At 72.9% G+C, this 22,653-nt stretch carries 21 protein-coding genes and 3 tRNA genes; 10 read left to right on the top strand and 14 right to left on the bottom strand.

The features are described 5' to 3' along the window. Window positions 1-62: 62 nt before the first annotated feature. The 4 genes from ACWEQG_RS05370 to ACWEQG_RS05355 form a co-directional block, all read right to left on the bottom strand. Window positions 63-485, bottom strand: a complete 423-nt coding sequence (locus tag ACWEQG_RS05370) for a M15 family metallopeptidase (RefSeq protein ID WP_452281939.1) — start codon at window positions 483-485, stop codon at window positions 63-65. A gap of 507 nt (window positions 486-992) precedes the next feature. Further along, window positions 993-1,700, bottom strand: a complete 708-nt coding sequence (locus ACWEQG_RS05365; protein ID WP_452281937.1) for a rhomboid family intramembrane serine protease — start codon at window positions 1,698-1,700, stop codon at window positions 993-995. 202 nt (window positions 1,701-1,902) lie between these two features. Further along, window positions 1,903-2,304, bottom strand: a complete 402-nt coding sequence (locus tag ACWEQG_RS05360) for a nitroreductase family deazaflavin-dependent oxidoreductase (protein WP_452281935.1) — start codon at window positions 2,302-2,304, stop codon at window positions 1,903-1,905. A gap of 27 nt (window positions 2,305-2,331) precedes the next feature. After that, complete coding sequence (locus ACWEQG_RS05355; protein WP_363468206.1) at window positions 2,332-2,892, bottom strand: TetR/AcrR family transcriptional regulator; 561 nt, start codon at window positions 2,890-2,892, stop codon at window positions 2,332-2,334. A 104-nt stretch (window positions 2,893-2,996) separates the two neighbouring features. Here ACWEQG_RS05355 and ACWEQG_RS05350 point away from each other — a divergent pair, with 104 nt between their 5' ends. After that, window positions 2,997-4,592 carry an MDR family MFS transporter gene (locus ACWEQG_RS05350; RefSeq protein ID WP_363468208.1) on the top strand — a complete coding sequence of 532 codons (1,596 nt, stop codon included), beginning with the start codon at window positions 2,997-2,999 and terminating at the stop codon, window positions 4,590-4,592. Between the two features lie 63 nt (window positions 4,593-4,655). Here ACWEQG_RS05350 and gndA read toward each other — a convergent pair whose 3' ends face one another. Beyond that, a complete protein-coding gene (gndA, locus tag ACWEQG_RS05345) occupies window positions 4,656-6,077 on the bottom strand; it encodes an NADP-dependent phosphogluconate dehydrogenase (protein WP_363468210.1) in 1,422 nt (473 codons plus the stop codon). Between the two features lie 82 nt (window positions 6,078-6,159). Further along, entirely contained in the window at window positions 6,160-7,395 is a 1,236-nt protein-coding gene (locus tag ACWEQG_RS05340) for a TIGR03118 family protein (RefSeq protein ID WP_452281933.1), read from the bottom strand. Window positions 7,396-7,684: 289 nt separating this feature from the next. On the opposite strand from ACWEQG_RS05340, the gene ACWEQG_RS05335 reads away from it, so the two are divergent. Continuing rightward, on the top strand, window positions 7,685-8,560 hold the full coding sequence (locus tag ACWEQG_RS05335; RefSeq protein ID WP_363468214.1) for a hypothetical protein: 876 nt from the start codon (window positions 7,685-7,687) through the stop codon (window positions 8,558-8,560). 121 nt (window positions 8,561-8,681) lie between these two features. Here ACWEQG_RS05335 and ACWEQG_RS05330 read toward each other — a convergent pair whose 3' ends face one another. The 3 genes from ACWEQG_RS05330 to ACWEQG_RS05320 form a co-directional block, all read right to left on the bottom strand. Further along, entirely contained in the window at window positions 8,682-9,731 is a 1,050-nt protein-coding gene (locus ACWEQG_RS05330) for a sulfotransferase family protein (protein WP_452281931.1), read from the bottom strand. A gap of 96 nt (window positions 9,732-9,827) precedes the next feature. Continuing rightward, window positions 9,828-10,328: an ATP-binding protein gene (locus ACWEQG_RS05325; protein WP_363468217.1), complete on the bottom strand. Its 501-nt coding sequence runs from the start codon at window positions 10,326-10,328 to the stop codon at window positions 9,828-9,830. A 375-nt stretch (window positions 10,329-10,703) separates the two neighbouring features. Continuing rightward, entirely contained in the window at window positions 10,704-11,978 is a 1,275-nt protein-coding gene (locus ACWEQG_RS05320) for a hypothetical protein (protein ID WP_452281929.1), read from the bottom strand. A 202-nt stretch (window positions 11,979-12,180) separates the two neighbouring features. On the opposite strand from ACWEQG_RS05320, the gene ACWEQG_RS05315 reads away from it, so the two are divergent. Continuing rightward, window positions 12,181-13,395 (top strand): cytochrome P450, encoded by a 1,215-nt coding sequence (locus ACWEQG_RS05315; protein WP_452281927.1) that lies wholly within the window; start codon window positions 12,181-12,183, stop codon window positions 13,393-13,395. A 71-nt stretch (window positions 13,396-13,466) separates the two neighbouring features. On the opposite strand, the gene ACWEQG_RS05310 is transcribed toward ACWEQG_RS05315, so the two are convergent. After that, window positions 13,467-14,960 carry an LLM class flavin-dependent oxidoreductase gene (locus ACWEQG_RS05310; protein WP_452281925.1) on the bottom strand — a complete coding sequence of 498 codons (1,494 nt, stop codon included), beginning with the start codon at window positions 14,958-14,960 and terminating at the stop codon, window positions 13,467-13,469. 43 nt (window positions 14,961-15,003) lie between these two features. Here ACWEQG_RS05310 and ACWEQG_RS05305 point away from each other — a divergent pair, with 43 nt between their 5' ends. The 4 genes from ACWEQG_RS05305 (at window position 15,004) to ACWEQG_RS05290 (ending at window position 17,514) form a co-directional block, all read left to right on the top strand. Next, the gene (locus ACWEQG_RS05305) at window positions 15,004-15,699 is read left to right on the top strand and encodes a nucleotidyltransferase domain-containing protein (RefSeq protein WP_452281923.1); all 696 of its coding nucleotides are present in this window, start codon (window positions 15,004-15,006) and stop codon (window positions 15,697-15,699) included. A gap of 22 nt (window positions 15,700-15,721) precedes the next feature. Further along, the gene (locus ACWEQG_RS05300) at window positions 15,722-16,477 is read left to right on the top strand and encodes a nucleotidyltransferase domain-containing protein (protein WP_452281921.1); all 756 of its coding nucleotides are present in this window, start codon (window positions 15,722-15,724) and stop codon (window positions 16,475-16,477) included. Between the two features lie 103 nt (window positions 16,478-16,580). Further along, window positions 16,581-16,814: a hypothetical protein gene (locus tag ACWEQG_RS05295; RefSeq protein ID WP_346227174.1), complete on the top strand. Its 234-nt coding sequence runs from the start codon at window positions 16,581-16,583 to the stop codon at window positions 16,812-16,814. A gap of 124 nt (window positions 16,815-16,938) precedes the next feature. Next, entirely contained in the window at window positions 16,939-17,514 is a 576-nt protein-coding gene (locus ACWEQG_RS05290) for a DUF488 domain-containing protein (RefSeq protein ID WP_452281919.1), read from the top strand. 128 nt (window positions 17,515-17,642) lie between these two features. Here ACWEQG_RS05290 and ACWEQG_RS05285 read toward each other — a convergent pair. The 3 genes from ACWEQG_RS05285 to ACWEQG_RS05275 form a co-directional block, all read right to left on the bottom strand. After that, window positions 17,643-17,717, bottom strand: a tRNA-Val gene (locus tag ACWEQG_RS05285). A gap of 14 nt (window positions 17,718-17,731) precedes the next feature. Continuing rightward, window positions 17,732-17,802, bottom strand: a tRNA-Cys gene (locus ACWEQG_RS05280). Between the two features lie 43 nt (window positions 17,803-17,845). Continuing rightward, window positions 17,846-17,917 (bottom strand) — tRNA-Gly (locus ACWEQG_RS05275). Window positions 17,918-18,062: 145 nt separating this feature from the next. Between ACWEQG_RS05275 and ACWEQG_RS05270 the strand changes: the two genes are divergently transcribed. Beyond that, window positions 18,063-18,833, top strand: a complete 771-nt coding sequence (locus ACWEQG_RS05270; RefSeq protein ID WP_452281917.1) for an ArsR/SmtB family transcription factor — start codon at window positions 18,063-18,065, stop codon at window positions 18,831-18,833. Window positions 18,834-18,892: 59 nt separating this feature from the next. Then, window positions 18,893-20,440 (top strand): histidine ammonia-lyase, encoded by a 1,548-nt coding sequence (gene hutH / locus ACWEQG_RS05265; protein WP_452281916.1) that lies wholly within the window; start codon window positions 18,893-18,895, stop codon window positions 20,438-20,440. A 4-nt stretch (window positions 20,441-20,444) separates the two neighbouring features. On the opposite strand, the gene ACWEQG_RS05260 is transcribed toward hutH, so the two are convergent. After that, complete coding sequence (locus ACWEQG_RS05260; RefSeq protein WP_363466766.1) at window positions 20,445-21,665, bottom strand: NAD(P)-binding domain-containing protein; 1,221 nt, start codon at window positions 21,663-21,665, stop codon at window positions 20,445-20,447. An 85-nt stretch (window positions 21,666-21,750) separates the two neighbouring features. Between ACWEQG_RS05260 and ACWEQG_RS05255 the strand changes: the two genes are divergently transcribed. After that, complete coding sequence (locus ACWEQG_RS05255; protein WP_363466764.1) at window positions 21,751-22,641, top strand: LysR family transcriptional regulator; 891 nt, start codon at window positions 21,751-21,753, stop codon at window positions 22,639-22,641. The last annotated feature ends 12 nt before the right edge of the window (window positions 22,642-22,653 follow it).

Raw genomic sequence — 22,653 nt, 5'->3', positions numbered from 1 at the left:
GCGGCGGCGCGGGCGCCGCGAGCACCGGCCGCGCTTGCGGGGGCAGGGCCGGGAGGCGGCGGTCACCGCCGCATCCTCGGGTCCTGGGTGGGGTCGGCATACATACGCGGACAACCACGAGCGATCGCATCGGTGCGCAGTTCGTAGTGCCAGGGTTCGTTCACGTAGATCTGGCACAAGCCGTACTCGGCACCATGGTCGGACAGCCACGCCGTCGCATCGGAATGCCCGACGTCGACCGCGTCCCCCGTCACGTGAGAGGACGTCGCCGGGGTGGCCACCCATCGCGCGGCCTCGTCTTCGGACCCGTACTTGGAGACCGCCTCGCGAAGAAGCTGATTCTGGTACTCCGGAGAGCGCCAGCCGCTGTTGACGTAGAACTCGACTCCGTCGTCCGCGGCGTCCGTCGCCGCCTGGCGGAGGGCCCTGAGCAGACCCCGGTCGAGGTTGACGACACCCGGAATCCCGTCGTCGAAGACCGTCACGCCGTCCGGGACGACACCGTCGGCTTCGCCGGGCGCACAACGGCGCTCACTGTGACGGGCATCCGGCGACGACGCCGGGGAGGTCGTGGCGGGAGGCGGGACCGGGGTGTGCTTCCGGGGCGGTGCGGCGGCAGGGGAGGACGCCGGGATCGGCGCCGGTGACGAGTGCCGCACGGGGGATCCGGCCGAGAAGAACGAGCAATGCGGCGACCGGTGGCCGAGGACGGCGATGATGGCTGCTGTGACGACTATCAGGCCGGCGACCAGGAGCCGGCGCATCCGGCGGGCCCTCGTCCGTGCCGATGGTGGGGTTTGAGCCATGCGGCCAGTCAAGGCAGTGGGCTGTTGCCGGCACGTATGAGGTTTTCGATACGCCGGCGACACGCGCCGGCTCGTAGCGTCGCCTCCGCGTGCTCCCCGCGTGCTCCCCGCGTGCTCCCCGCGGGCGAACGGCGTGGACGCCGTGGCCGTGGAATCCTCAGGACGGCGCCGGTGGCCGCGCGGGGATCAGAGGCCGAGGTCTTCGATCTCCTTGAGCAGGGCCGACCGGGAATCGGGCGGGGCCGCCTTGCCGGGGGCGGCGCTCCCGCCCGTGCCCCCGCCCGTGCCCCCGTCCGTGCCCCCGGTCGCGGCCTTGGCCCGCCGGTCGCGGAACAGGTAGCCGCCGAGGATGCCGCCCGCGAAACCGAAGACGTGGGCCTGCCAGCCGATGCCCTCGGCCGGCAGCAGCCCGGCGAACTGGTAGGCGAAGCACAGACCCATGACCAGGCCGATGACGATGTCGATCAGGTGCCGGTCGAAGGCTCCGCGCACGAGGACGTACCCGAAGTAGCCGAACACCAGCCCGCTCGCGCCCGCGCCGACCGTGGAGGAGTCGGCGGTGAACCACGAGCCGAGCCCGCTGGCGACGGCGATCAGCCCGGTCACGCCGAGGAAGCGCCGCACGCCCCGGTAGGCCGCGAGGAACCCGAAGATGAACAGCGGACCCGAGTTGCCCTCGATGTGGGCCCAGCTCCAGTGCAGGAGCGGCGCGGAGACGACCCCGGGGAGCCGCTCGAGGTCCCAGGGCCTGATGCCGTAGCTGTAGCTGAGCGAGTAGTCCGCCGCCCAGTTGGCCACCTGCACGACCCAGATAAGCCCCAGGAAGCCGACCATGACCCAGAAGGCCTTGCGGGCCTCGGCGATCATGATCTCGGCGGTGCGGCCGTCGCTCACGGGACCTCCCTGTGCCTGAAGGCCACGCGGTCGCCGAAGACGGCGCGGCTCCTGAGGATCACCCGGGAAAGATACCGCCGACGGCCGCACGAGTCACTGCGCGCCGACGCCAGGAGCGCGGCACCGCGGTGGGGCCGCGCGGCGGGAGCGGGTGCCGGGCGGCTCCTGCGCGCCGCCCGGCGCCCTCACGCGGCGCGCCGCGCTACACGCGTTCGATGACGACGACCGGGATCTCCCGGTCGGTCTTGGTGACGTACTCGTCGTACGCGGGCCATGTGGCGGTCATCGTCCGCCACATGTCCGGACGCTCCTCCGGAGTCGCCGTACGGGCCCTCGCCTTGAACCTGTCCCCCCTGATCTGGAACTCCACCTCGGGGTCCGCCTGGAGGTTGCGGTACCACAGCGGGTGCTCGTCGGCCCCGCCCTTGGACGCCACCACCAGATAGGCGTCGCCGTACGGCTGGTAGATCAGCGGAGTGCTGCGGGGCTGTCCCGACTTGCGGCCCCGGGTCGTGAGGATGGCCACGGTGGTGCCCTCCCAGTCGTGGCCCACCTCGCCGTCGGTCTCGATATAGCGCTTGACGTGTTCCTGTCCGAAAAGCATGTCGATCACCTTCCCATCAGAGGGGGATCAACCGCCTGAACCCTCGGCCAATTCCAGGGCGACCTGCAGCCCCGCCGCGGTCCGCTCCTCCTCGGACGTCGACTCGTCCCTCACGAAGAACCACGCCGCGTGCATCGCGAACAGGGCCATGGACCGCCGGAGCTTGACCGGCAGCGGATCGTCCGGCTCGTACAGCGCCTGCATCAGCTCGCTCATGCGCTCGCGCATGAGGTCCACCTTGGCGTGGCCGCGCAGCGCCGTCTTGTTGCGGTCCATGAAGTGCATGACCTCGTGGGCGCGCCCGCGGGTCATCAACGCGGAGTAGCGGGTGATCAGCTCCCCACGGGTGTCGGCGTCGCGGGGGTGCCGGTTCGCCCACGCGATCAGCTCGTCCAGCGCCTCGATGCGGTCCTCGACCAGGCTGGCGACGATGTCCTCTTTCGTCCGGAAGTGGTAGTAGAGGGCCGCCTTGGTGACGCCGAGGGCCTCGGCGATCTCCCGGAGTGACGTCGCCTCGTACCCCTGTTCGGTGAAGAGCCTGATCGCGACCTCCTGGATGCGGCTGCGCGTGTCGGTATGAGCACCCATATCCTGCTGTTCCTAATTGACTTGACGGCCGGCAAGTAAGGACAATACCGTGCCCCGGGCACTAGCCTGTCGGCAAGTAAGTAAATTCCTTCAAGGGGGCACCCATGACTACGGAGACCGCGGCCGCGCCCGGCCGGTCCCGGGAAGTGATGATCGTCTTACCCGGCCTGATGCTCGCCATGATGCTGGCGATGCTGGACAACATGATCGTCGGCACCGCCATGCCGAGGATCGTCGGGGAACTCAAGGGCCTGGACTACTTCACCTGGGTCACGACCTCGTACGTGCTGGGCACCACGGTCTCCACGCCGATCTGGGGGAAGCTCGGCGACCTCTACGGCCGCAAGAACGTCTTCCTCAGCTCGATCGTCATCTTCCTGGCCGGTTCCGCGCTGTGCGGCATGGCGGGCTCGTCGCTGTTCGGCGGCACCGGTGACGGCATGATCGAGCTGATCGCCTTCCGTGCGCTGCAGGGCCTCGGCGCCGGCGGGCTCATCGTCGGCGTGATGGCGATCATCGGGGACCTCGTCCCGCCGCGTGAGCGTGGTCAGTACCAGGGCATCATGGCCGCGATCATGTCGCTCGCCATGATCGCGGGGCCGCTGGTCGGCGGGTTCATCACCGACAACCTGAACTGGCGCTGGGCCTTCTACGTGAACCTGCCGCTCGGCGGCGTGGCGCTGATCTGGCTCATCCTCAAGCTGCACCTGCCCAAGCACCGGACCCAGCACCGCATCGACTGGCTCGGCGCGGCCGTCCTCACCGTGGCCATCACCGCGATCGTGCTGATCACGTCGTGGGGCGGTCAGAAGCACGGCTACGCCTGGGGCTCCTGGCAGATCCTCGGCCTGGCCGCCCTGGCGGTCGTCGCGCTGGCCGTGTTCATCCCCATCGAGCGGCGGGCCGCCGAGCCGATCCTGCCGCTGCACGTGTTCGCCAACCGCAACTTCACGCTGATCAACCTGCTCGGCTTCCTGCTCGGTTTCGCGATGTTCGGCGCGATCACCTTCCTGCCGATGTTCCAGCAGATCGTCCAGGGCGCCACCGCCACGAACTCCGGGCTGCTCCTGCTCCCGATGATGGCCTCGTCCATGGTCGTGTCGCTGTTCGTCGGCAAGGCGATCACGCAGACGGGCAAGTACAAGAGCTTCCCGGTGATCGGCGGCGTGATCATGGCCATCGGCATGTGGCTGCTGTCGACGCAGGACGTCCACACCCCCGCCTGGCGGACCGGCGTCTACATCGCCGTCCTCGGCCTCGGCATGGGCTTCCTGATGCAGACGACCATGCTGATCGCGCAGAACAGCGTCGAGCAGAAGGACATCGGCGTGGCCAGCAGCGCCTCGACGTTCTTCCGCTCCATCGGCGGTTCGTTCGGCATCTCGCTGTTCGGTGCGATCTTCAACAACCGGCTCGCCGACGAGATCGCGGCCAAGTTCGGCGCGCAGGCGGCGCCCCTGGCGAACGCCGGCGGCGGTCAGATCGACCCGAAGGTGCTCGAGCAGCTCCCGCCGCCGGTGAAGGCGGGGTTCCTGGAGGCGCTCGCCGGCGCGATCGGCTCGGTATTCCTGTGGTCGGTCGTGTTCGCCGCGTTGGTTCCGGTCATCGCCGCCTTCATCAAGCACGTCCCGCTGCGCGGCGGCGCTCCCGGCGCCGCCGGCGGCGAGAAGGCGGAGCCGGTGGCCGCCGCCTTCGAGTAGCCGAACCGGGCCGGTACGGCGCACGCCCCCGCGCGGGCGTGCGCCGTACCGTGTTTCCGGGGGTCAGGCGGGCCGCTCGGCCCGGTCCGCCGACCAGTCGGTGTGGAAGGAGCCCTCCCGGTCGACCCTCCGGTAGGTGTGGGCGCCGAAGAAGTCGCGCAGACCCTGCAGCAGCGCGGCGGGCAGCCGGTCGCGCCGCAGGCCGTCGTAGTAGGCGAGCGCCGAGGAGAAGCCCGGCGTGGGCACCCCGATCGTCGCCGCCGTCGCCACGACCCGCCGCCACGACTCCTGGGCCTCCTCCAGCGCCTGGGCGAAGGTGGGGTCGACCAGCAGCGTCGGCAGGTTCGGGTCGGCGTCGTAGGCCGCCCTGATCCGGTCGAGGAAGCGCGCCCTGATGATGCAGCCGCCGCGCCAGATCGTGGCCATCGAGCCCAGCTTCAGGTTCCAGCCGTACTCCGCGCTCGCGGCGGCCATCTGGTCGAATCCCTGGGCGTACGCGACGATCTTCGAGGCGTACAGCGCCCGCCGCACGTCCTCGACGAGGCCGGAGTCGCCGGCCGTGCCGGAGGGCCCGGCGAGCGAACGGGCGGCGGCCCGCTGCTCCGGGTGGCCCGACAGCGCCCGGGCGAACACCGCCTCGGCGATGCCGGTGACCGGGACGCCGAGGTCGAGGGCGCTCTGCACGGTCCAGCGGCCGGTGCCCTTCTGCTCGGCCTGGTCCACCACCACGTCCACGAACGGCTTGCCCGTCGCGGCGTCGACGTGGCCCAGCACCTCCGCGGTGATCTCGATGAGGTACGACTCCAGGTCGCCCCGGTTCCACTCGCGGAAGATCTCGGACAGTTCCTTCGGGTCCAGCCCGAGGGCCTGCCGGAGCAGGTCGTACGACTCCGCGATGAGCTGCATGTCGGCGTACTCGATGCCGTTGTGCACCATCTTGACGAAGTGCCCGGCGCCGTCGGGGCCCACGTGGACGCAGCACGGCACCCCGTCGACCTTCGCCGCGATGTCCTCGAGCAGGGGACCGAGCGTCTCGTACGCCTCGGGGTCGCCGCCGGGCATGATGCTCGGGCCGTTGAGCGCGCCCTCCTCGCCGCCGGAGATGCCGGTGCCGACGAAGTGGATGCCCCGCTCACGGAGCGCCGCCTCCCGGCGGCGGGTGTCCGCGTAGAGGGCGTTGCCGCCGTCGATGATCATGTCGCCGGGCTCCATGACGGCGGCGAGCTCCTCGATCACCGCGTCGGTCGGCGCCCCGGCCTTGACCATGATGATCGCCTTGCGGGGACGTTCGAGGGAGGCCACGAACTCCTCGATCGTGCTCGCGGGCAGGAACGCGCCCTCGTCGCGGTGCTCCTCCATGAATCGGGTCGTACGGCTTTCCGAGCGGTTGTGTACCGCGACCACGTGGCCGTGGTGGGCGAAGTTCCGGGCGAGGTTGCGGCCCATGACGGCCAGGCCCGTCACTCCGATGTGTGCCTTATCCATGTGCACAGTCATACCGCCTCCCGGAAACCGGCGACCGGCCGAGGGTGGGTGTTTCCGCGGCCGGTCGCGGTGGGCGGCGCGATCAGGGGCCGTAGCCGCCGGCAGGGCGGGAGGCGGGGTGTGAGTGCGACGGCGCCGGCCTGGCCGAAACCGTGGGTGTGGGCGAGGCGGCGCCCGTGGCCGTGACCGGGCGGATCAGGCCGAGCAGGCCGTGCCGGGCGCCGGAGACGCCGGCCGAGAACCACACCGCGTCGGTGCCGCCGTTGGCGGCCGTGCCGGGTTCGAGGTCCCACAGGCCCTCGACGGCGATCGCCCTGCCGTCCGCCCCGCGCAGCGGGCCGAGGTGGCGCCCGGTCCTCGGGTCGTACGCGTTGATCCATCCGTCGCCGAAGTTGCCGACCAGCAGCGCTCCCGCGTACGCGCCGAACCCGCGGGGGGCGAGCGTCATCGCCCAGGGCGCGTTCAGCGGGCCCCGGGAGGCGAGACGGCGCACGAACCGGCCGTCCGCCGTGAACTGGCTGACGAACCCGTTGCCCCGGCCCGCCACCGGTCTGCCGGTCCCGGGATCGCGCTTGGCGTACGCCACGAGGACCGAGGTCCCGGCGATCTCGACGTTGAAGGGGGAGTAGCGCGCGGGCAGGAACGGGTCGCGGAACTGGCGGCGCGACAGCCGCACCCGCCGGAAGTCGTCGTCGAAGACGTGGACGCCGCCGCCGGAGAAGGACGGCGCGAGCAGGAACGCACCCCGGTCGGTGTGCATGAGCGCCAGGCCCTTGTAGTCGGCGCCGCGGGTGAACGCCGCGATCACCGCGGTGCCGGGATCGGCCTTGGCGCTCCAGGCGGTGATGGCGCCGCTCGGGCTGGAGAAGATGAACGAGGCGGGCGCGGTCCCCGCCTTTCCCTTGATCGTGAAGGTGTCGCCGGTGTAGGCGACCTGCCCGGTCGGGGTGCCGCCGGGGATGCTCACCGTGGTGGGGGCCTTCCTGGCCGTTCCCGTGCCGCCGGGGTGGCCGCCGGTGTAGACGGTCGCCGTGCCGGTCCCCGCGTTGGACACCCAGAGAGCGGCGCCCATCGCGAGGCCCCAGGGGTTGACCAGCTTCGGGTCGGTGAGGGCCGCCCGGCCCTTCACGTCGGAGACCAGGTCGACCTCGGCGAACCGGGCGGCCCCGCGCGCCGTGTCCGGGGATCGGTGGAGCCGGTGGCCGGAGCCCTGCCCGGCGGGGGACGCGTGGGGGGACGAGGCGGGGTGGGCCGGTGCCGCGCCGGCCAGTGCGAGCGCGAGCGGCGCGGCGCAGAGCGTGACGATACGTGCCCGCATGGGGCCTCCTGGAAGTGGTCAGAGCTGTGTCGGCATGCCCTTACGCCCGGAGATACGCCGCCGCGCCGTTCCGGGTTCACCCCACTCTTCCGCAGGTAGGGGACGCGGGCAGCGGCCCATCTGCCTTATCCTGACAAAACCCGCAAACCAAGCGGGTTTTATATAGACATGGTCGCCCGATGGCGAGGACGCTTGGCCTCCCGCCGGGCCGCTGGTAAGTCACTACAGCCAAGAAGTGCCGGCACCCAGCCGGCAGCCCACCGTCGTCGCGCAGCTACGGAGAAGAGACGTGTTCGCACCGAAGCCGGAACGGTCAGTCGTCGCGGTTCCTCCGCCCGGAGACGGGCCCGGATGCTGGTCGGGCGCGCCCAGCGCCGTGAGCCGGGACGGGTGGATCTACCTGGCCTACCGGCTGCGCCGGCCGCTCGACGAGGGGCGCGGGTACGCCGTGGAGATCGCCCGCTCGGCCGACGGCGAGCGGTTCGAGAGGATCCTCACGATCACCAAGGAGGAGATGAAGACCGAGTCGCTGGAGCGCCCCACGCTCGTGGTGACGCCGGAGGGCAGGTGGCGGCTGTATCTGAGCTGCGCCACCTACGGCACCAAGCACTGGCGGGTGGAGATGATCGAGGCCGCCGGACCGGCGGAGTTCGACCCCGCCGACGCGTCGGTCGTGCTGCCCGGCGACCTCAAGACAGGCGTGAAGGACCCGGTGATCCTCCACCACGGCGGCGTCTGGCACCTGTGGGCGTCGTGCCACCCCCTGGAGGACCCCGACGAGGCCGACCAGATGGTGACCGACTACGCCACCAGCGCCGACGGCGTCGAGTGGGCCTGGCAGGGGACCGCGCTCGACCGGCGGCCGGGCGAATGGGACTCGCGCGGCGTGCGGGTGAGCGCGGTCACGTTCAGCGGCGAGACCGTCATCGCCTACTACGACGGCCGCGCGTCGGCGGAGGAGAACTACGAGGAGCGCACGGGCGTGGCCATCGGCCCCGGCCCGTCCACGCTCACCGCCACGGGAACCTCCCCCGTCGCCCAGTCGCCGTACGCCGGGGGAGGGCTGCGCTACCTGTCGATCGTGCCCGTCCCGGGGGGCCACCGCCTGTACTACGAGCTGACCCGCGCGGACGGGTCCCACGAGCTGCGTACCGAGCTGCGCTGACCTCGGCCCGGCCGGGCGGAGCCTTCGTGGCGCCGCGCCTTCGCGGGACAGCAGGCCGGGGACGCCTGCCCGGGAGACGAGGAGCCGGAGGACGAGGGACCGCGAGCGGGGGACGACGCGGTCAGGTGGCGTCGGGCGTCAGGTCGTCGTCGTCCGGCGCCCGGCCCCGGGAGGCCGCCCAAAGACGGGCGCCGTCGCGGGCACGGCCGTTGCGGGCCTGCCGCTGGCCGGACGGCCGGGCGCCGACCAGGCCGCCGGACCGCTCCCGGGGGCGCAGCCAGTCGCCGAAGTCCTCGCCGAAGGAGTCGCTGCCCAGCACGTCGCGCAGCAGCGCGATGTCGGCGGCGAAGTAGGCCAGCAGCTCCTGGCGCTGCTCCCAGGTGAGCGGCCGCCGGGGCTGCGCGTCGCGCTGCAGCAGCCGCTCGAGCGGCGCGGTGAGCCGCTGGCCCAGCACCGGGTCGCCGAGCCGGACGAGCCGGGCCAGGACGCGGTGCGTGCGGCTGTGCGGCGGATGGGCGGTGACGTTCTCCCTCGGCACCTCGCCGACGAGCCCCTGCTCCACGCCGAGGAACGCGCAGATGCGGTCGAGCGCGGCGGCGGGGCGGTCGACCAGGTCGCGATAGCGGAAGACCAGCACCTGCTCGCGGGGGAACAGCGTGAACAGGTGCGCCAGCTGCTCGCCGTACCGGCCGAGGCCCACGTAGTGCCAGAACGGCGACCAGCCCTCGGCGGCCCGGCGCCTCTCGGCCGCGCAGGCCTCGATGACGTCCCCGATCGGCTCCAGGCCGGCCGACCACAGGTGGGTCCAGTTGGAGTGCGCGCGCTCCACGGGGTCGCGCAGCGAGACGATGAGCTTCGCGTGGGGGATCGTCTCCCGGATCCGCCGCTGGGCGTCCCGGTCGTACAGGTAGAAGGGGGTCGACTCGCCGCGCAGCGCCCCCGGTGGGGCGTCCGCGAACAGCGCCTCGTAGTCGGCGCGCCGCCACACGTGCTCCCGGTAGGTCTCGGCGTCCCCCGGCCCGCCCCTGTCGGGCGGCGGGCCGTCGGTGAGGAAGAACTTCGGCTCCTTCACGGGTGACATGAAGAGCCGGGGGTGACGGGCCAGTGCCGCGTGCAGGGCCGTGGTGCCGGCCTTCGGCACCCCGATCACCAGGAAGTCGGGCAGGGCCATGCGGAAGTCCTCCTACTTTCCCGATTTATTTACTAGGTTTTGCCCCTTCCCCGCGAGAAATCACCCGTAGGTTCTGTACCACTCATCACGCTCGTGTCACTTCACGGGCCGCACATTGCTCGCGACCGCGGCCCCCGGCCGGACCCACGCGGCCGTCCGCGGACGGGCGAGCGCCGCGCGGCGGCGGTCGCCTTCGGACCAGATCTCGAACCACACCTCGTTGCGCCCGCCCTCGCGGACCAGCCCCCAGCGGTCGGCCAGCAGGTCCAGCAGCGGCAGGCCGCGACCGCCCTGGCTCGATCCGTTCGGCAGCGGATGACCGGCGCACGGCGGTCCGGCCGAGCCGTCGTCCTCGACGCAGACCCGCACGCGGTCGGGCAGGCACGAGACGGTGACGGTGAACGTGCCGCCGCTCCCCGAGCGGGAGTGCACGACCGCGTTCGTCGCGATCTCGCTGGTCAGCAGCACGCAGTCGTCGTGGCGGGGATGGTCTCGCCCGAGTGCGGCCGACACGAGCCTGCGCGCCCGCCCCACCTGGTCCCGTCCCCCCGCGAGGCGGGCCACGCGGTTCCCCGCGCCGTCCCCCGAGATCTCCATGAGCCCTCCCGTGCCTGGGCGGTGTGACCGTCGCAGGAGAGGACGTCCGCCCCCGCGCTCGCGATGTCACGGGAAGGTAGGAGTGTCCTTGCCCCGTTATGTCAGGAAAACGAACCGCGCGGACGAACGCGCCGGAGGGCGGCGTCCGGCGCGGGGGTACGTGCGTGCAGCGGTGCGAGGCGGGTGCCTGTGAGGACGCGCGGAGCGGCCGGGCGCGTGTGAAGGCGGCGTGGTGCGGTCGAGGTGCTGCAGTGGCGGGGCGGGGCGGCGGGGTGCATCGAAGGCACGGAAACGCGACGGGGGCGGCGGGTCCGGTCCGTCCGGGCCCGCCGCCCCCGTTCGCCCCGCCCGTGCGGCCGGGCGGGGCCGCCTCGGTCAGGAGTCGTGCGCGGCCGCTCCCGCGGCGGAGCCGTTCACGACGAGCACGCGCTCACGCTCGGGCACGCGCTCACGCTCGGGTACCTCGATGGCCGGGAACGTGCCGGTGTCGACGATGCCGTGCTCCCGGTACGCCGCCTCGATCAGCGCGTACGCCTGGGGTTCGAGCTTCCACAGCGCCCGCCACTCCTTGGCGACGAGGAGCGGGATGCCCACCTCCTGGGCGATGTCGGCGGCCCGGGGGACGTATTTGCGCGCGATCTGCTGGTCCCAGTACTGCCGGGCGGTCCGCAGCTGGGCCGCGCGCTGGGCGGTGTCGACGACGGGCGCCGGCTCGGCCGCGACGTCCTCCTCCTCGTCGTCGATCAGCTCGGCGATGGCCGCGGCGGGCAGCGCCACGGCGGCCGGCGGCTGCTCGGGCTCGGGCGCCCAGGGCACCGGCGGAGCGAGGTCGATCAGCGCGGAGGTGTTGTAGAGCGCGCCGATCTGGGACAGCAGGGCCTCCTGCCGCTTCTCGTCCACGGCGAGGCCGGTGTACTCCACGGCCTGGTCCATCGCCTTGTCGAGCCTGGCCATCGCGGTCCGCAGCTTGCGGCCGGACGCCCCCGCCTCGCGCAGCGCGCGGACCCGCTTGGCGGCCAGCGCCACCCTGGTCAGCCTCCGGTGGGCGTCCACCTCGCTCGCCGTACGGTCGCTCGCCTCGGCCAGGCCCACCCGGACCAGCACCCGCTCGGGGGTGAGCCGCCAGTTGATGCGGCCCCTGCCGGTGATGCGGACCCGCTCGATGGCCATGCCGCGCTCCCACAGCCAGGCGGCGACGAGCGGGGCGGCGAGGCGGAAGACGGCCTCCGCGACGCTGCGGGCGTCCATGCTCGACAGGACGGCCGACAGGGAGGTGAAGACCCACACGGCGATGCCGTCGATGCCGGCCGAGTAGTTCTCCCGCATGTTGCGGCGCGCCCGTACGGCGCTGGTGATGACGGCGACCTCGATGAAGGCGAACAGCAGGAGCCGCAGCGGCCCGTCGAACCCGAGGACGTCGCCGGAGAAGCGCCACATGCCCTGGGCGGAGACGCCCGTGGCGATGCTGGCGGCGACGATGGTGAGGATGTCCTCGGTGGGCCGGCCGGCCGCCCAGCGGCGGAAGAGACGGATCAGGGCGCGCAGGGCGAAGAAGGCCAGGACCAGCAGGACCAGGGCGATGACGCTGATGATGGCTGTTCCGACCGGATGGGCCGACACGAAGGCGGTTATTTGGTCAATGGGGGGCATCAGTCACGGTCTCTCGACGTCCGACGGTTTTCCTCGAGATCATCCCAGAGGGGCGTCGTTCTGTGTGCGAAACACGCCTGCCCGTGACCCCCCGTCGCCGGGGGCCCGCACGGAGGTGTGGCCATGGCGGGACATTGACCGGCCGGGGGCCGGTACGTACGTTCCGGGCAGCGTGGAGGACAGGCGACGCCCGGAGGCGACGATGACAGACCAGTCCGGCACCACATGGCCCTGGCCCGACTTTCCGCCCGGTCCCCTGGGCACCCCCTCGCCCGATCTCGCACGCAGGCAGGCGGATGGCCCGATGGAGCCGGTCACCATGCCGAGCGGAGACCGGGCTCCGATGATCGTCAGGTACGAGGACGTCAGGACTGTGCTCACCTCGCCCGCCGGCAGCCGCAACCTGCGGGCGGCGGGCCTGCCCAGAATGGTCAGCGGCACCGGCCTGGACGACGACCCGGCGGCGCTGATCAACCAGGATCCGCCCGAGCACACCCGCTACCGCCGCATCATGCAGAGCACCTTCACCCCCCGGCAGATCGAGCGCTGGCGGCCCCGGGCGGCGGCCATCGCCGGCGAACTGCTCGCCGCGGCCGGCGACGAGTTCGACGTGGTCGCCGACTTCGCCCTGCCGCTGCCCGCGCGGGTGATCTGCGAGGTGCTCGGCGTGCCGATGGACCGGTTCGAGCAGTTCCGCGGCTGGACGGAGATGTTCCTGTCCTCCTCCGAGGCGAGCGCCGAAGCCAGGGCGGAGGGGTTCGCCGCGTTCATGGCGTACGCGCGCGAGCTGATCGCGGAGCACCGGACCAGGCCGGGCGACGACCTCATCGACCTGCTCATCTCGGCGCGCGACGGGGAGGACGCGCTGAGCGAGGACGAGCTGACCCACATGGTGTTCACGCTGATCATGGCGGGGCACGAGACGACCGCCTCGATCATCATCCGCGGCACGTTCCGCCTGCTGTGCCACCCGGAACGGTACGCGGAGCTGGCGGCCCGGCCCGAGCTGCTGGAACCCGCGGTGGAGGAGATCCTGCGATACGAGGGGCCGGGCGGGAACGGCCTGCTCCGGCTGGTGACGGAGGACGTCGAGCTGTCCGGCGGCACCATCCCGGCGGGGACCGTCGTCCTGCCCAACCCGGCGGCCGCCAATCACGATCCCTCGGCGTTCGACGATCCGTCGCGGTTTGACATCCGGAGGTTCGCCGGGGCGGCGCCCAATCCGCAGCTGGCGTTCGGTCACGGCCCCCACTACTGCCTGGGGGCGAACCTGGCCAGGATGGAGCTGCAGGAGGCGTTCCGCGCCCTGGTCACGCGGCTGCCGGGCCTGCGCGCGCAGGAGGACCTCGCGGCCGTGCGATGGACCGACGACGGCCTGATCCACCGGCCGCGGCGCCTGCTGGTGAAGGCCGGCTGAATCCGGAAGAGCTCGGCCCGCCCGTGCCGGCCGAGGTCGTCCGGCGAGCCGGGCCGTGATCGGCGAGGGTGTCAGATGTCCAGGTTGAGGCGGGCGATGGGCTCCACGAGCTCCTCCTCCTCGTAGCGCAGGTGCGACAGCAGCACGTCCGACAGCAGTTCCACCTGGTCGCGTACGCCGTCGAGCCGGTCCGGGTCCTCGATCATGGCGACGAGCGCGGCGTCCAGCTCCGTCAGCACTCCGGCGATGACCTCGTGCTCCTGCTCCAGCCGGGCCACGACCGGCGCCAGCGACTCCTGCGCCGAGGCCAGCATCGGGAACATGTGCTCGTCCTCGATCGTGTGGTGGGTGGTCAGCAGGCGGCAGTACGACGCGCAGAACGTGCCGAGCGTCCAGTAGTTCTGCCGCACGGTGAGCTCGTTGATCATCGAGCGGAGGGCGGCGGCGTCGGAGCGGCCCGCGGCGACCTGCTCCAGGGCGTCCCTGATCTGGGTCAGCTCCCGGCGCAGGTGGTCGTGGATGAGCACGAGCCGGCGGCCGCCGGCCTGCTGCTGGGGCGTGAGCGCGGTGATGTCCCGCTTGGGCAGCCGGGGCCGGGTGGCCTCGTCGAGCACCGCCCCCGCCGGTGTCCCGCCCGCGACCCGGATCGGGCTCCCGGTGCCCGCCCCCGGGGCCCGCCCGCGCTCCCGCGCCACGGCCTCGCGTACGGCGGGGGCGACCTCCTCGGCGAAGACCTTGAGGTCCCTGTCGTCGTCCACGGCGAGCACGAACACGCTCGTGCCGTGGCGGAGGGCGAGCTCGGTCAGCTGCTCGGCCCAGACGGCCGGCGGCCCGTCGAGGAACCCCTCCCCGGCGACGGCGGAGAAGCGGCCGTCGATGTTGTAGACGCGGCGGATCTCGCCGGGGTCACGCCCGGCCCGCTCGGCCGCGGCGTCGAGGGTCTCGCTCATCGCGCCCAGCTCGCCCGGCGCGGCGTACCCGGACGATGGCACCCACCCGTCGCCGAGCCGCCCGGTCAGCTCCAGCATGCGCCGCTTGTAGGCCCCGATCCACAGCCCGATCGGGTGCGGGGGGAACGGCCCCGGACGCGCGCCGTCCAGCCGGTAGTGCCTGCCGTCGAGCCGTACGGGCTCACCGCCCGGCGTCCACAGCGCGCGGAGGACCGCGACGGCCTCCTCCAGCGCGTCCACGGCCTCGCCGGGGCCGCGGCGCGGGCCGCCCATGGCGGCGATGCCGTCCCAGAACGCGCCGGAGCCGAGCCCCAGCTCGACCCGGCCGCCGCTCAGGATGTCGAGGGACGCGGCGGCCCTGGCGAGCACCGCCGGCGGCCGCAGCGGCAGGTTCACCACGTCGGGGAACAGCCGCACCCGCTCGGTGCGCCCCGCGAGCGTGGCCAGCAGCGTCCAGGTGTCCAGGAACGACGGCTGGTAGGGGTGGTCCTGGACGCCGATGACGTCGAGCCCGATCTCGTCGGCCAGCACGGCCTGCCGGACGATCCGGTGGTGTCCCGCCGCGTCCGGCGTGAGAAACGCCCCGAACCACAGCTCATGTCCGAAGTCGGCCATTAATTCGCTACCTTTCCGCGTCCCGGACCGGGAGCCTACCTTCGTGACGAGATCTGGCGACATGACCCTGGCGGCCCCCGCCGGCACCGTTCTGTCGGTCGTGATCGGCTCGCGCGCGTACGGGCTGGAGACCGAGGAGTCGGACGTCGACAGGCGGGGCGTGTTCGTGACGCCCACCCCGATGTTCTGGCGGCTGGACAAACCGCCGGATCACGTGGAGGGGCCGCTGCCCGAGCAGTTCTCCTGGGAGGTCGAGCGGTTCTGCGTCCTCGCGCTGGAGGGCAACCCGGTCGTGCTGGAGTGCCTGTGGTCGCCGCTGGTGGAGCTGTCCACCCCGGTGGGCGAACGGCTGCTGGCGCTGCGCCGCGCGTTCCTGTCCGGGAAAGCCGTGCGGGCGTTCGCGGGCTCGGCCGAACGGCAGTTCCGCCGGCTCGGGCCGCAGGACCCGCCCCGGCCGGGCGGCGACGTCAGGCGGTGGAAGATGGCGATGCACATGATCCGGCTGCTGCGGGGCGCCGTCCACCTGGCTCGGCACGGGGAGCCGTCGATCGACGCGAGCGCCTGCCGCGACCGGCTGCTCGCCGTACGACGGGGCGAGACGCCCTGGCCCGAGGTGCTGGCGTGGCGCGGGCGGCTGCTGGCCGAGCTGGACGAGCGGGCCGGGAGCGCGCTGCCCGGCCGCCCGGACCGGGCGGCCGTCGAGGAGTTCCTGATCGACGTGCGGAGGTCGGCCCTGTGACCCGCGCGGAAGGAGAGAGGCCGTGACCGAGGTCCTGCCGCCCTGGCTGCCCGAGATCGCCGCCGGCGAGCGGCACCCGCTGGTGTTCGCCACGGTCAGCGGCGCGCACCTGTACGGGTTCCCATCAGTGGACTCCGACGTCGACCTGCGCGGCGTGCACGTGCTGCCCGCCGAGGAGGTCGTCGGCCTGCGCATCGGGGAGGAGACCGTGACCCGCTCGTGGGTGCGCGAGGGCGTGGAGGTCGACCTCGTGACCCACGACCTCGCCAAGTTCTGCCGGCTGCTGCTCGGCCGCAACGGCTACGTCCTCGAACAGCTGCTGTCGCCGTTGGTCGTGACCACCTCCCCGCTGCACGAGGAGATGCGGGCCCTCGCCCGTGGCTGCCTGACCCGGCACCACGCCCATCACTACCTCGGGTTCGCCCGCACCCAGCGGCGGCTGTTCGACCGCACGGAGGAGTTGAAGCCGCTGCTCTACGCGTTCCGGGTGCTGCTGACCGGCGTCCACCTCATGCGCACGGGCGAGCTCGTCGCCGACCTCACCCTGCTCCTCGACGACGGGCCGTCGTACCTGCCCGGCCTGGTGGAGGCCAAGCGGGCGGCCGAGCACGGCGGGCTGCCGGGCGGCGCGCCCGGCGGCGAACGGCTCGCTGCCGACCTCGACGCGCTCACCGCCCGCCTGGAAGACGCCCGGGACGCCTCCGCGCTGCCGGACGCCCCGTCGGCCCGCGACGCCCTGCACGACCTCGTCGTACGGGCCCGCCTGGCGGGCGGCTGATCCGGTCGAACGGGACGGGACACGCGAACAACGCGGGTGCCGCCCCACGTCGCGACGCCATCGCGGATAATGGGGCGACGCCGCCACATCCCAGGAGAACGCTTTGACCACTCCGTTCGGCAAAGACAACCTCGACCTGGCCGCGAGCGCGCAGGCACTGGCCGACAGCGCGCCCACCGGATCACTGCGCCACGCGGCCGCCAAGTCGGTCGCGATCACCTTCGCCACGACCCGCGACGCCGCCCAGGCCCGCAGCACCCTGAACGGCATCTCGCCCGACGACGTGCGCAGGGCCGCGCTGGAGCTCTTCGACGAGCTCTCCACGCGGACCGACTGACCGCGCGCGCCCCGCGGGAGCCGGCCGCCCGGCGTGCCCGGACGGCCGCCCGTCGCCGTGCCCTCCGGTGTGGCCTTCCGCGAAGGGGGCAGCGTCGCGGGAGACCTCATGAGGGGAGCCTGGAATGAGCGGGCCGGTGCCGGGGGAGGTCGTCGAGGGCGAGATCTCCGATGCCCGCGTCACGCTGCTGACGTTCGGGCACGGCACCGCGCCCCGTGGGCACCTGACCCCGCTGCTGCACGGTGCCGGTGTGCGGGAGGTGGTCGACGTCCGGACCGCACCTGGCAGCAGGCGCAACCCCGATGCCGGCCGTACGGCGCTGGCGGGCTGGCTGCCCGAGGCGGGGATCGGCTATCGATGGGACAGGCGCCTGGGCGGGTTCCGCAAGGCGGCTCCGGACTCGCCGGACGCCTTCTGGGAGAACGAATCGTTCCGGGGATACGCCGGATACTCTCGGCATCCCGAGTTCCTGGCCGCCATGGACGACCTGCTGGCGCAGGCGCGGGCGGCCCGGACCGCCGTGATGTGCGCGGAGGCGGTGTGGTGGCGCTGCCACCGGCGGATCATCGCCGACTTCGCCGTCCTCGTGCGGGGAGCGCGCGTGCTGCACCTGTCGCATGAGGGCAGGCTCACCGAACACGCGCCGGCCTCCGGTGCCCGCGTGCGCGACGACGGGCTCCTCGTGTACGACCGGGTGTGAGATCGCCCGCGTCCCGGGGAGGCGCTCGTCGTGTGCCACCGAGGCCGGAGCCGTGTGCCACCGAGGGCCGGACGAGCGAAAGGCCGGATCCCCGATCTCGGGATCCGGCCTCTCGTGCCTGTTCTTGCTGGTGGGCGATACTGGGATTGAACCAGTGACCTCTTCCGTGTCAGGGAAGCGCTCTCCCGCTGAGCTAATCGCCCTTGGACGAACCAAGAGGTGGAGACGGGATTTGAACCCGTGTACGCGGCTTTGCAGGCCGCTGCCTCGCCTCTCGGCCACTCCACCGCGTCACTCTGCACCGTGACAAGCTGCACAGTGTCAAGCTCCGAGCGGAAGACGGGATTCGAACCCGCGACCCTCACCTTGGCAAGGTGATGCTCTACCACTGAGCCACTTCCGCGTCCCGGCTCTCGGCCGGACTCACGTGGAGCACTTTATCCAATCTCCCGCGACTCCCCAAATCAACGGCGTCCTCCCTGCTCACGCCGCGAGTCGCGGCCGATGCTTCCAGCGCCGTCGAACCGTTCTGGGGTTAGCGTCGGAACATGTCCGTGACGCATGACCGCACCCACGCCGCGATCCCCGGCGTCGCCGCACCCACGCCGCAGCCCGCGACGGCCGAGATCGAGGGAGACGCCGACATCGCCCCCGTCGCGGCCCTGATCGCGGACGGCGCCCGCGCCGCCATGCTCACCGCGCTGCTCGACGGCAGGGCGCTGGCGGCCGGGGAACTGGCCAGGATCGCCGGCGTGAGCGCCCCCACCGCGAGCTCCCATCTGGCCCGGCTCCTCGACGGGGGGCTGGTGACCGTGGTCAAACAGGGACGGCATCGCTACTACCGCCTCGCCGGCCCCGACGTCGCCCGCGTCATCGAGGTCCTGGCCCGGGTCAGCGGGCGCGTCGCCGTACGGTCCCTGCGTCAGTCTCGGCGGGCCGTGCTGCTGCGGCAGGCCCGCAGCTGTTACGACCACCTCGCCGGACGGGCGGGTGTCGAGCTGTACGACGCGCTGGTGCGCGAGGGGCGTCTGGTCGAGGCCGACGGCGGCTGCCTGCTGACCGCGAGCGGCGCCGAGGCGCTGACGGAGCTGGGCGTGGACGTGGAGCGGGTGCGCCGCGCCCGCCGCAGGTTCGCCCCCGACTGCCTCGACTGGCTGGAACGCCGGCCGCACCTGGGCGGGGCGCTCGGCGCCGCGGTCCTGGACCGGCTCCTGGCCCGGGAGTGGCTGGTGCGCGGCACCGTGCCCCGGGCTCTGCGGGTGACCGCCGAGGGGCGTGAGGGGCTGGAGAGGATCTTCGGGTGTAAGGACCTAAGCTGAGATACGCTGGTTACTCATCATGCGTGGGCACGCGCATGCCGACGTGAAAGAGTGGGACGATGCACGACAACGAGGTCGTGGCCGTCGGCCCCGGGCCGCTCGCTTTCGACGACGTGGTCCGGGTCGCGAGGTACGGCGCACCGATCCGCCTGACGGACGACGCGATCGCCGAGATGGCGGCTTCACGGGGGCGGATCGAGGAGCTCGCGGAGGCCGACACCCCCGCCTACGGCGTCTCCACCGGTTTCGGCGCCCTCGCCACCCGGCACATCGACCCCGCACTGCGCGCCCAGCTCCAGCGCAGTCTCGTCCGCTCGCACGCGGCCGGATCCGGCCCCGAGGTGGAGACCGAGGTCGTGCGGGCCATGATGCTGCTGCGCCTGCGCACGCTCGCCACCGGGCACACCGGCGTGCGCCCCGCCACGGCCCGGGTGCTGGAGTCCCTGCTCAACGCCCGGCTCACCCCGGTCGTCCACGAGTACGGCAGCCTCGGCTGCTCGGGAGACCTCGCCCCGCTCGCCCACGTCGCCCTGACGGTCATGGGCGAGGGCGTCGTGCGGGACGCCGAGGGACGCCTGCGTCCCGCCGCCGAGGCGCTCAAGGAATGCGGCGTCGAGCCCGTCGAGCTGGCCGCCAAGGAGGGGCTCGCGCTCATCAACGGCACCGACGGCATGCTCGGCATGCTGGTGCTCGCGCTGCACGACCTGTCCCGGCTCCTCACGACCGCCGACATCAGCGCCGCGATGAGCGTGGAGGCGCTGCTCGGCACCGACTACGTGTTCGCGGCCGATCTGCAGGCGCTGCGGCCCCATCCCGGCCAGGCGCTGGCGGCGGCGAACATGCGGACGCTGCTCGCGGGCTCCGGCGTGATGGCCTCGCACCGCGACGGCTCCTGCACCCGCGTCCAGGACGCCTACTCCCTGCGGTGCGCCCCCCAGGTCGCCGGGGCCGCCAGGGACACCCTCGCCCACGCGTCCGCCGTCGCCGCCCGTGAGATCGCCAGCGCCGTCGACAACCCCGTCGTGCTCGCCGACGGGCGCGTGGAGTCCAACGGCAACTTCCACGGCGCCCCGGTGGCGTACGTCCTGGACTTCCTGGCCATCGCCGTGGCCGACCTCGCCTCGATCGCCGAACGGCGCACCGACCGCATGCTCGACGTGGCGCGCAGCCACGGGCTCCCGGCCTTCCTCGCCGACGACCCGGGGGTGGACTCCGGGCACATGATCGCGCAGTACACCCAGGCGGCGATCGTCTCCGAGCTCAAGCGGCTGGCGGTGCCGGCGAGCGTCGACTCGATCCCCAGCTCCGCCATGCAGGAGGACCACGTCTCGATGGGCTGGTCGGCCGGCCGCAAGCTGCGCCGCGCCGTCGACGGGCTCACGCGCGTGCTCGCGATCGAGCTGCTGACCGCCGCCCGGGCGCTCGACCTGCGCGCGCCGTACGCGCCGGCGCCGGGGACCGGCGCGGTCGTCGCGGCGCTGCGCGAGTCCGTCGCGGGGCCGGGGCAGGACCGCTTCCTCGCCCCGGAGATCGAGGCGGTCGTCCGGCTCGTCGGCAGCGGCGCCGTGGTCGCCGCCGCCGAGTCCGCCGCCGGCCCCCTGGGTTGAGCCCTCAGAGGGCGGCGACCACCTCGACCTCGATCATCAGCCCCGGCCGGAACAGCCGCTCGACCTCCACGGTCGTGCTGGCGGGGGGCTCGCCGGTGATGTAGCGGCCGCGGACCTCGGCGTACTCGCGCAGCCGGTCCATGTCGGTGAGGAACGTCCTGATGTGCAGGATCCGGTCGAACGAGGAGCCCTGGTCGGCCAGGATGCGGCCCAGGTTCTCCATCACGATCTCGGACTGCCGGGCCAGGTCGCCCTCGCCGGCGACCTTCCCGTCCTCGTCCAGCGCCACCTGCCCGGACACGAACAGCAGGTCCCCGAAGCGCACGGCATGCGAGTAGCGGCCGTTGGTCGCCGGCACCGAGGGCGGGTTCACCGCGCGCACGTCCTTCGTCCCGGATGTCCCCGCCACCCGGGACGCCGCGAACGGGACGACGGCGGTGAGGTCGTGCCCTGCCAGCCCGGCCGCGACCGCCCCCGTGAGCAGGTCGCGGGCGGCGGCGGTCACCGTCTGGCGGCTCCCCGGCCCCTCGGTGGCCAGCCGCAGGTCCTTGGCGGCCAGGCCGAGGGCGTACCGCGTCTCGAACGGGCCCGACTCGGCCACGGGCCGCAGCCGCTCCGCCAGCCCGGCCAGCGGTGTGGCCCCGAGGACGTCCAGGAGGGCGGTGCGGCCCACCCCGAGCGCGTCCGCGTAGGCCAGCGTCTCCGCCAGCCCCACCTGAGCGGTCACCAGGGCGCTCATCACGGCGAGCTTGGTCGCGGCGCCCGCTCCCGGCCCGCCCGCCTCGTGGACCGTCCCGAAGACGCGCAGCACGTCCGACACGCGGTCGAGGTCCTCGCGGACGCCTCCGGCGAGCACGACCAGCGTGCCCTCGGCGGCCGGGCCCACGCTGCCCAGCACGGGCGCGTCGACCAGGCCCACGCCCGCGGGGAGCAGGCCGCGCAGCCGCCGCACCGCGTCGGGGCCGATCGTGGACATCTCCACCAGCACCGACCCCGGCCGCAGCCCCGGCAGCGCCGCCCGCACCACCTCGGAAACCGCCTCGGGATCGCTCAGCATGGAGATGACCACGTCCGCTCCGGCGACGGCCGCGGCGGGGGAGGGGGCCGCCTCCGCGCCCGGTACGCCCCGTGGCGTACGGTTCCACACGGCCACCTTGTGACCGGCGGCGACGAGGCGTCCGGCCATCGGAACGCCCATGCGGCCCAGGCCAAGAAAAGCAATCATGTCCCTGGACGTTATGGGAGGAACAAACCATTCCACCAGCGACTAGATTGCATGGCACTCATTCCCCTCGCTCATGGATCGGAGCATGTTCGACACCGACGCGCTTGTGCTGCTCGACGTCGTGGCCCGTACGGGGTCGTTCACGGCCGCCGCGGTGCAGCTCAACTACACCCAGTCGGCGGTCTCCCGGCGCATCGCGTCCCTGGAGGCCCAGGCGGGCGGCCCGCTGTTCGCCCGGCTGCCCAGGGGGGTGCGGCTGACGCCCGCGGGCCGGACGCTGCACCGCTACGCCCGGGAGGTGCTGGAGCGGCTCGGCCGGGCGGGGGAGGAGCTCGCCGCCATCCACCAGGGCACCGGCGGGCGGCTGCGGGTCGGCGCGTTCGCCACGGCCAACGCCGTGCTGGTCCCCGCCGCCCTGCGCGAGCTGCGGGCGGCCCGCCCGGAGGTGGCGGTCAGCATGGTGGAGGGCCTCAGCACGGCGCTGATGGACGGGCTCGGCCGCGCCGAGATCGACATCGCGGTGGTGAGCGACTACCCCTCCGGCCTGGGAGCGGGTCCGGAGGTGGAGGTCACCCCCCTGCTGGAGGACGAACTGCTCGTCGCCCTCCCCGCGGACCACCCGCTGGCCGGGTGCGAGAAGGTGGACCTGCGTGACCTGCGCGACGAGAGCTGGATCGAGGGCGCCCCTCCCGGCACGGTGACCATGCTCGGCGCCGCCTGCGCCCGGGCCGGTTTCGCGCCCAGGGTCGACCTGCGGATCGGGGAGTGGACCGGCAAGCTCGGCTACGTGGCCGCCGGGCTCGGGGTGACGCTGGTGCCCGCCATGGCGGCGCCCGCCGTACGCGGGGACGTGGCGCTGCGGTCGCTCGGCGAGTTCGCGCCGCGCCGCACGGTCTACGCGGCCCTGCCGCGCACGGCGCCGCTCCCGGCCGCCCGCGCGCTGCTCGGCCTGCTGTCCCGATCCGTCCCCGGCTGACCTTCCGTCCCC

Source organism: Microbispora sp. NPDC004025, assembly GCF_053604425.1.
This window is presented reverse-complemented; position numbering and strand designations above follow the sequence as displayed.

What these genes read in the sequence shown, in the direction of transcription:
- ACWEQG_RS05325 (WP_363468217.1), bottom strand. Translation starts at nt 10,328, where the DNA reads ATGGAGATCTCGGGGGACGGCGCGGGGAACCGCGTGGCCCGCCTCGCG.
- ACWEQG_RS05355 (WP_363468206.1), bottom strand. Translation starts at nt 2,892, where the DNA reads ATGGGTGCTCATACCGACACGCGCAGCCGCATCCAGGAGGTCGCGATC.
- ACWEQG_RS05340 (WP_452281933.1), bottom strand. Translation starts at nt 7,395, where the DNA reads ATGCGGGCACGTATCGTCACGCTCTGCGCCGCGCCGCTCGCGCTCGCA.
- ACWEQG_RS05310 (WP_452281925.1), bottom strand. Translation starts at nt 14,960, where the DNA reads ATGGCCGACTTCGGACATGAGCTGTGGTTCGGGGCGTTTCTCACGCCG.
- ACWEQG_RS05360 (WP_452281935.1), bottom strand. Translation starts at nt 2,304, where the DNA reads ATGCTTTTCGGACAGGAACACGTCAAGCGCTATATCGAGACCGACGGC.
- hutH (WP_452281916.1), top strand. Translation starts at nt 18,893, where the DNA reads ATGCACGACAACGAGGTCGTGGCCGTCGGCCCCGGGCCGCTCGCTTTC.
- gndA (WP_363468210.1), bottom strand. Translation starts at nt 6,077, where the DNA reads ATGGATAAGGCACACATCGGAGTGACGGGCCTGGCCGTCATGGGCCGC.
- ACWEQG_RS05350 (WP_363468208.1), top strand. Translation starts at nt 2,997, where the DNA reads ATGACTACGGAGACCGCGGCCGCGCCCGGCCGGTCCCGGGAAGTGATG.
- ACWEQG_RS05270 (WP_452281917.1), top strand. Translation starts at nt 18,063, where the DNA reads ATGTCCGTGACGCATGACCGCACCCACGCCGCGATCCCCGGCGTCGCC.
- ACWEQG_RS05330 (WP_452281931.1), bottom strand. Translation starts at nt 9,731, where the DNA reads ATGGCCCTGCCCGACTTCCTGGTGATCGGGGTGCCGAAGGCCGGCACC.
- ACWEQG_RS05315 (WP_452281927.1), top strand. Translation starts at nt 12,181, where the DNA reads ATGACAGACCAGTCCGGCACCACATGGCCCTGGCCCGACTTTCCGCCC.
- ACWEQG_RS05320 (WP_452281929.1), bottom strand. Translation starts at nt 11,978, where the DNA reads ATGCCCCCCATTGACCAAATAACCGCCTTCGTGTCGGCCCATCCGGTC.
- ACWEQG_RS05255 (WP_363466764.1), top strand. Translation starts at nt 21,751, where the DNA reads ATGTTCGACACCGACGCGCTTGTGCTGCTCGACGTCGTGGCCCGTACG.
- ACWEQG_RS05290 (WP_452281919.1), top strand. Translation starts at nt 16,939, where the DNA reads ATGAGCGGGCCGGTGCCGGGGGAGGTCGTCGAGGGCGAGATCTCCGAT.
- ACWEQG_RS05260 (WP_363466766.1), bottom strand. Translation starts at nt 21,665, where the DNA reads ATGATTGCTTTTCTTGGCCTGGGCCGCATGGGCGTTCCGATGGCCGGA.